Source organism: Segatella copri (genome assembly GCF_019127135.1).
In the GTDB taxonomy this organism is placed as follows: Bacteria; Bacteroidota; Bacteroidia; order Bacteroidales; family Bacteroidaceae; genus Prevotella.
Map to the genome: position 1 here is coordinate 1 of NZ_JAHOEA010000090.1, position 7,731 is coordinate 7,731.

General features: G+C 45.3%; 4 protein-coding genes. 2 read left to right on the forward strand and 2 right to left on the reverse strand.

Going from position 1 to position 7,731, the window contains the following annotated elements; genetic code table 11:
- Positions 1-1,011: 1,011 nt before the first annotated feature.
- Complete coding sequence (locus tag KSW37_RS14680; protein WP_217315118.1) at positions 1,012-1,155, forward strand: N-acetylmuramoyl-L-alanine amidase; 144 nt, start codon at positions 1,012-1,014, stop codon at positions 1,153-1,155.
- Between the two features lie 91 nt (positions 1,156-1,246).
- On the opposite strand, the gene nifJ is transcribed toward KSW37_RS14680, so the two are convergent.
- Both nifJ and KSW37_RS14690 read right to left on the reverse strand, forming a co-directional pair.
- Positions 1,247-4,825, reverse strand: a complete 3,579-nt coding sequence (gene nifJ / locus KSW37_RS14685) for a pyruvate:ferredoxin (flavodoxin) oxidoreductase (RefSeq protein ID WP_217315120.1) — start codon at positions 4,823-4,825, stop codon at positions 1,247-1,249.
- Between the two features lie 139 nt (positions 4,826-4,964).
- Positions 4,965-6,155: an ATP-binding protein gene (locus tag KSW37_RS14690; protein WP_217315122.1), complete on the reverse strand. Its 1,191-nt coding sequence runs from the start codon at positions 6,153-6,155 to the stop codon at positions 4,965-4,967.
- Between the two features lie 168 nt (positions 6,156-6,323).
- On the opposite strand from KSW37_RS14690, the gene KSW37_RS14695 reads away from it, so the two are divergent.
- Positions 6,324-7,484 carry a hypothetical protein gene (locus KSW37_RS14695; protein ID WP_217315124.1) on the forward strand — a complete coding sequence of 387 codons (1,161 nt, stop codon included), beginning with the start codon at positions 6,324-6,326 and terminating at the stop codon, positions 7,482-7,484.
- Positions 7,485-7,731: the final 247 nt, after the last annotated feature.

The window sequence follows — 7,731 nt, forward strand, 5'->3', positions numbered from 1 at the left end:
GAAGACCCGAGCAAGGCACAAAAGGCTGTTCTTTCGATTGCCGGTGCAAAGATACAACATTTTCGGGCAGAATGCAAGCTTTCACCCTGACTTTCTATGCGAGAAAAGCTATAAGTGGCTGTAATACAATAAGTTCTATTGATTTTCTATCTGAACTTTATTGCAAAACAACGAAAATGCAAGAAAAGACTCGGAAGTAGCTGAAGAAATGAAAAGGGGTCATTTGGTGTCAATGTCATTTAGGGTCATTTGAAAAAGTAAATGTCACTTTTGCTGCTATAGTATATATAAATATTTATTTATATATATCTATAGTGACTTTTTAACTCTCGGAAAACATAATGACCCTAAATGACTTTGACCTAATGACCCACTAAGTGTAATGCTTTAATTGGTTGTTTGCTAGAGTATGTGATAGTTCTAAATTACTTGTGTATGAGATAATTACGAAAGTTTGTATCAGTTGTTCTTCATTTGTATGTGTATAATAATAATCTACATTCTCTGGTGCGAAATACTGTACGTTGCACCACTCTAGTGCTCATTTTTTATATCCCAAATTCATTGTATTTGTCAAAAATACCTACCTTTGGAGCATGATTTCGAGTCCGAGGAGGGGCATTTTTTACCCTTAGAAGAGGGGGTAAAATACCTTCCTAACCCCCATATTTTGCATTTTTCCGTTAAATAACGTGATAAAATTCTTGGGTTTGCCAACTTTTTATTATCTTTGATAGCAATTAATAAAATATTGACGTGGTAATAGTGCGAAAAGCTAGAAACTGCATAATAACAATACTAAGATTAAAATGGGTAACCTGTTGTTATATAACTATTTAGTATGTATATTACGTGTGTGAAGTGAAGTCTGTATGTTGAGTTATGAATGGAATATATATTTACATTATAAATCATAGTGTTCGCTTTTTATGCTTTCTCCCAATACCTGTTTTCAGCGATGAAAAACGGAGAAAATAGAGTTTTCTGTTTGCAAAATGCGTTTTTTAGCCCATGAATAGCCGATTTTGCACTTTAATTCATGCCCTCATCGAGCAGCTGAAGGAGGAATATCCATTAGCTACGATTCATGGTCATAATGAATTTGCCAACAAAGCCTGTTCCTGCTTTGATGTAAAGAAGGAATTTGGGGAGTAATTAGAACCCTAGAAAAACAAAAAAGACCTTGATTGCAGAACGCAACCAAGGTCTTCGGATTATATATTTAACCTATTGAAATCTCACTAGATTAGATCTGCTCGCTCCAGTCCTCCTGGCTCTTACGAACGTAAGTCTGGTAACGGAGCTTAGCCATCTTCTCTGCCTGAGTGAAGAGCTCATCAGCCTCCTTAGGGAATGCCTTCTGTACAGAGAGGTAACGAACCTCACCGAGCAAGAAGTCGCGGAAGTTCTCCCAGTTTGGAGCCTTAGAATCGAGTGTGAATGGGTTCTTACCCTCATCAGCCAACAGTGGGTTGTAACGCCACAAGTGCCAGTAACCGCACTCAACAGCCAACTCTTCCTCGTGCTGTGAACGACCCATACCGCCCTTACGCTTCAAACCGTGGTTGATACATGGTGCGTAAGCGATGATGAGTGATGGACCTGGATAAGCCTCAGCCTCGCGGATAGCCTTCAATGTCTGAGCATTGTCAGCACCCATAGCTACCTGAGCTACGTAGATGTAACCGTATGTAGTCTGCATCAAACCGAGATCCTTCTTACGGATACGCTTACCCTGAGCAGCGAACTGTGCGATAGCACCGAGTGGAGTAGACTTAGAAGACTGACCACCAGTGTTAGAGTAAACCTCAGTATCGAGTACCAGGATGTTAACATCCTCACCAGAAGCCAATACGTGGTCGAGACCACCGTAACCGATATCATAAGAAGCACCGTCACCACCGATGATCCACTGTGAACGCTTAACGAGGTAGTGATCCAAAGTCTTGAGCTCCTTGCAGATAGGGCAACCCTTCTCAGCGCAAGCAGCGATGAGAGGCTTCAACTCTGCAGCAGCCTCCTTAGAACCCTCTGAATCGTTCATGTTAGCAATCCACTTGTCAGCAGCAGCTACGAACTCAGCAGAAACCTTCTCGCTAGCCTTAGCTTCCTCGAGCAAGTGAGCGATGCGCTCCTTCATCTTCTTGTTACCCATTACCATACCGAGACCGAACTCGCAGAAGTCCTCGAACAATGAGTTGTCGAATGCAGGACCCTGACCCTTAGCGTTCTTTGTATATGGAGTAGATGGGATAGAAGCTGAGTAGATTGAAGAACAACCAGTAGCGTTAGCAATCATCTGACGGTCACCGAAGAGCTGAGAAATCAACTTAACGTATGGAGTCTCACCACAACCAGAGCAAGCACCAGAGAACTCGAACAATGGCTGAGCGAACTGAGAGTTCTTAGGGCTCTGCTTGATGTCAACGAGATCCTGCTTAGAAGCTACCTTGTGTACGAGGTACTCCCAGTTAGCTGCTTCCTTGACCATATCCTCTGCATCAACGTTGAATGGAACCATTGTCAACGCCTTCTCACCCTTCTTACCTGGGCAGACGTCAGCACAGTTACCACAACCCAGACAGTCGAGTACTGAAGTCTCGATGCGGAAGTGCATGCCAGCCAAAGCCTTAGGTGCCTTTACATCCTGAGTCTCGAGACCCTCGATGCCTGCAAGCTCCTCATCTGTCAATACGAATGGACGGATAGCTGCGTGAGGACAAACGAATGAACACTTGTTACACTGGATACAGTTCTCTACGTTCCATACTGGTACGAATGCCTCAACACCACGCTTCTCGAATGCTGCTGTACCATTCTGCCATGTACCGTCAACTGTGTCGTGCTTAACGAAGTCAGAAACCTTCAAGAGGTCACCTGCCTGGCCGTTGATAGGACGAACGAGCTCCTTAACGAATGCTGGAGCATTATCCTCCTTAGCCTCATCGTCAGCGAGGTTAGCCCAAGCTGGATCGACTGTCAACTGCTTGTACTCACCACCACGGTCAACAGCGCCGAAGTTCTTGTCAACAACGTCCTGACCCTTCTTAGAGTAAGACTTAACGATGAATGCCTTCATCTGCTCTACAGCGAGATCCAAAGGAATAACCTTTGTGATACGGAAGAATGCAGACTGGAGGATGGTGTTGGTACGGTTGCCGAGACCAATCTCCTGAGCAATCTTAGTTGCGTTGATATAGTAAACTGTGATGTTGTTCTGAGCGAAGTAACGCTTTACCTTGTTAGGGATGAAGTTAACCAACTCCTCGCCGTCGAAGATAGTGTTCAACAGGAAGAAACCGTTCTTACGCAAACCACGTGTTACATCGTACATGTGGAGGTAAGCCTGTACGTGGCAAGCTACGAAGTTAGGAGTATTTACCTGATATGCGCTGTGGATAGGGCTGTCGCCGAAACGCAAGTGAGAGCAGGTGAAACCACCAGACTTCTTAGAGTCGTAAGAGAAGTATGCCTGGCAATACTTGTTAGTATTGTTACCGATAATCTGAACTGAGTTCTTGTTAGCACCAACAGTACCGTCAGCACCCAAACCGTAGAACTTAGCCTCGAACAAATCGTCACCACCCATTGGGATTTCCTCCTCTTCTGGGAGAGAAGTGAATGTAACGTCATCAACGATACCTACAGTGAAGTGGTTCTTTGGCTGTGGCAACTCGAGGTTCTTGAATACAGCAACAATCTTAGCTGGAGTTGTATCAGAAGAACCGAGACCGTAGCGACCGCCAACGATCAATGGCTTGCGCTCGTCATCGTAGAGAGCTGACTTAACGTCGAGGTACAATGGCTCACCCTCTGCACCTGGCTCCTTAGTACGGTCGAGAACAGCGATACGCTTAACTGTAGCTGGGATAGTCTTCTTCAAGAAGTCAACAGAGAATGGACGGAAGAGGTGAACTGCAACCATACCAACCTTCTTGCCCTGCTTGTTCAAGTAATCGATAGCCTCGCGAGCTGGCTCTGTAGCAGAACCCATCAGGATGATGATGTTTTCAGCATCCTCAGCACCATAGTAGTTGAAGAGGTGGTACTCACGACCAGTAATCTTAGTCATCTCCTGGCAGTACTTCTCTACTACCTCAGGGATTGCATCGTAGTAAGTGTTGCAAGCCTCACGGTGAGTGAAGAATGTCTCTGGGTTCTCAGCGGTACCGCGAGTAACAGGACGCTCAGGAGTCAATGCACGGTTACGGAAGTCCTCGATGAACTCTTCCTTAACCAATGGACGGATGTCTTCCATATCCATCTCCTCGATCTTGTGGTACTCGTGAGAAGTACGGAAACCATCGAAGAAGTTAATGAAAGGAACCTTTGTCTCCAATGTAGCCAAGTGAGGAACTGCAGAGAGGTCCATAACCTCCTGAACAGAACCTGAGCAGAACATAGCGAAGCCTGTCTGACGGCAAGCCATTACGTCCTGGTGGTCACCGAAGATACAAAGTGAATGAGAAGCCAATGTACGAGCTGATACGTTGAATACGCAAGGAAGCAACTCACCAGCAATCTTGTACATGTTAGGAATCATCAGCAACAAACCCTGAGAAGCAGTGTAAGTTGAAGTCAAGGCACCAGCCTGGAGAGAACCGTGAACTGCACCGGCAGCACCAGCCTCTGATTCCATTTCCTGGATAGAAACTCGCTGACCGAAAAGGTTCTTACGACCTTTGGCAGCCCATTCATCTACATGCTCCGCCATTGGTGATGATGGAGTAATAGGGTAGATAGCAGCAACCTCTGTAAACATGTAGCTTACGTGTGCGGCAGCTGTGTTACCATCACAAGTGATAAATTTTTTCTCTTTAGCCATTTTACTTTTAGATAAAATATTAAAAATGTTTTGTATTTTTATTCCTTTGAACTTTGATAGTTGAATCTGTTGAAGAGTTCAATTTTCAGTTCTGTTTTTGTTTTTGTCGAATGTTTTTGCCCATTCCTACACCTTAATATTAATATAGGAAGCCCAGAAGCCACAACGGAATTCTGTTATCCTTACCTACCTCGGTATTGTATCGGGCGTAGATGATGTCGGGATTGTTGCGCACCTTGTTTGGAGATTGCGCATCGCAGATTCTGAACTTCTTCTCACCGTCTACAATGAAGTAGTGGTCCTTGCCGGTCTGGCTTATCTTGTGGTCTTTCCAGAGCGAGTTGACGAAGAATGTCTCCATCACCTCCTGCTTGTCTATCTGGATAGGATAGATGGCGTACATCAGGTTGGAGTTGTGCATCATCACCTTGGATGGTTTCTTAGGAAACTCCTGCCCGGTAGGGTAAATCATGTTGATGAGTCGCGCATCAGCAAGATACTTGATGTAGTTCATTACCGTAGCCCTGCTGGTATTGATCTCTTCGGCAAGCTGGCTCACGTTGGGAGCCTTGGCGCCTTCTACAGCGAGCTGATAGAAGAGCCGCTTGATCTTGGTGAGATATTTCAGTTCGATTTGCTTGATGAGGAGGATGTCTACCTCGGTCATCATATTCATTGTCTTTAGTAGATTCTCTGTGAAGTTGCGATTCTCCAGGAAGAATGGATAGAATCCATGGTGCAAGTAGTCCTGAAAGTACTTCATCGGGCTCACCTTTGGCAGTATCTGCTTGATGATGTGCTCGTGGTTGCGCAAGATTTCATCGAGTGTATATGGCTGGAAACTGTTGCCAGTCTGCAGGTTGATAAACTCTCTGAAAGAGAAGCCTCGCAAGTTATAGCTTTTCACGATTCCATTGAGCTCAGGATTCTCTTCCTTCAGTCTCATCACGCTGGAACCTGTGAACACGATTCTTAACTCTGGATAGAGGTCGTAGCATTTACGCAGCTCCTTGCTCCAGTCCGGCTGTTTGAAGACCTGGTCGATGAGAAGGGTTCTGCCGCCATGGCGAACAAAGTCGCCTGCAAAATCTGCGATTCCTCTGCTTTGAAAATAGAAATTGTTCATATTCACAAACAGACACTTGCGGTCAGTAGGGCCAAAGTGCTCCTTGGCATATTGAAGGAGGAATGTAGACTTTCCTACACCGCGTGTTCCCTTAATGCCAATCAGACGATCGCTCCAGTCGATTTCGTCCATCAGAGTACGTCTTACTGGTGCGTTCGTATGCTCTACGAGGTATGTATGTGTTCTGAAGAATGCTTCTTCCATGAGTTTATATCGTTTCTTATTGTTTTTACGATGCAAAGGTAATTAAATATTTCTAATTTGCAAACTCTAGATAGCAAAAAGTAACTTTTTTTTCATTATTTAGCACTTGTCTAAGTAAAAATGCGGTTTTTCTGCCTTTTTTTGCACATTTCTTTATATCTTTGCACCATGAAATTACATATTTTCAATCCAGAACACGATTTGGCTTTGGCTGCAAATCTGAAACAGTTCACCGCGCCTCATGCGGGAAGACAACTTAGAAGTGATCTTGCTTTCATTCCGGCTCTTTGGGCGGAAGAGGGCGACCTCGTACTTGTTGATGACATTGATTTTGCGAAGAACAGGGTGCGCCATTTTGGAGCTGAACTGAACAGCAAGGTTGAATTCATCACCAAGCCTCAGCTGAAGCATCTGCTCAAGACAGAATTTCTTGACAGTGTTCATCCCTGGGGATGGAACCTGTCGCTGAAAGGTGAGTTGGAGCGTTTGGGAATGCCGGAGATTATGTTGCCGACTGATGCTGTATTGAATAAGGTACGCGAGGTGAGCAGCAGGCAATGGGCTGCCCTTCATCTGCAGCGTGGCGTGGAATATGTTACTGAAACGGTCCGTGTCAAAGAACTCATTCTCCAGCATGGCAAAGCTGTGGTCAAGGCTCCTTGGAGCAGTAGCGGGAGGGGAGTGAAATATGTGAGTGCTGAGGATTTCAAGACTGCCGGAGATTATCCTACCTTCGAAAGATGGGTGGCAAACATGATTTATCATCAGGGCGGCGTAACCGTAGAGCCCCTATATAATAAGGTGAGAGATTTCGCCATGGAGTTTGAAATGAAAGATGGCAAGGTACTCTATCGCGGTCTTTCGCTCTTCGATACAATCAAGAATGCCTATTCGGGCAATGTGCTCTGCTCTGAAGATGATAAGGTGGAAATGATGAAACCACTCATTAGCGAGGCTCAGCTTGCCGGAATCAGACAGCGTATCATTGAGGTAATGGAGCCGGCGCTGAAGGATATTTACAGTGGTCCGTTTGGCGTTGACATGATGATCTGCACGAAAGGGGAGAAGGATGAATTCTGCGAGGCTGTGCTGAATCAGGAAGGTGAGGATGTAAACAGAACCGGACTGGGCGTGGTTCCTTGCATCGAAATCAATCTGCGCAGAACAATGGGACATGTGGCAATTGATCTCTACGAACATCTTGTAGCTCATTCGAGCGATGAGATGAAGACCAACAGGACGAACATCATGCGCATGGAATATGATGGAAACAGATATCATCTCAGAATAAAGCCTGGCAGACCTTCGGAAGAGGCACCGCTGCATTGATTTTTTTGTAAAGAATTTAAGTTTCACAAGTAAGCCCCACACGCCCTGAAAGGGCAGAAGCTCCTAGCCCAGGGCATCGCCCTGGGTGTTTATGGACGCAAACCTGTCGCCCTGTAAGGGCAAAAGCTTTCAAATATGGAAATATACAAAGCTTTTGCCCTTACAGGGCGCCTTGCTGATTGCCATTATACCCAGGGCGATGCCCTGGGCTAGGAGCTTTTGGGCCTTCAGCCCGTACTTGAACCAC

Bases quoted from the DNA above. Each gene is read 5' to 3' on its own strand.
- KSW37_RS14680 (WP_217315118.1), top strand. From the start codon at position 1,012: ATGAATAGCCGATTTTGCACTTTAATTCATGCCCTCATCGAGCAGCTG.
- nifJ (WP_217315120.1), bottom strand. From the start codon at position 4,825: ATGGCTAAAGAGAAAAAATTTATCACTTGTGATGGTAACACAGCTGCC.
- KSW37_RS14690 (WP_217315122.1), bottom strand. From the start codon at position 6,155: ATGGAAGAAGCATTCTTCAGAACACATACATACCTCGTAGAGCATACG.
- KSW37_RS14695 (WP_217315124.1), top strand. From the start codon at position 6,324: ATGAAATTACATATTTTCAATCCAGAACACGATTTGGCTTTGGCTGCA.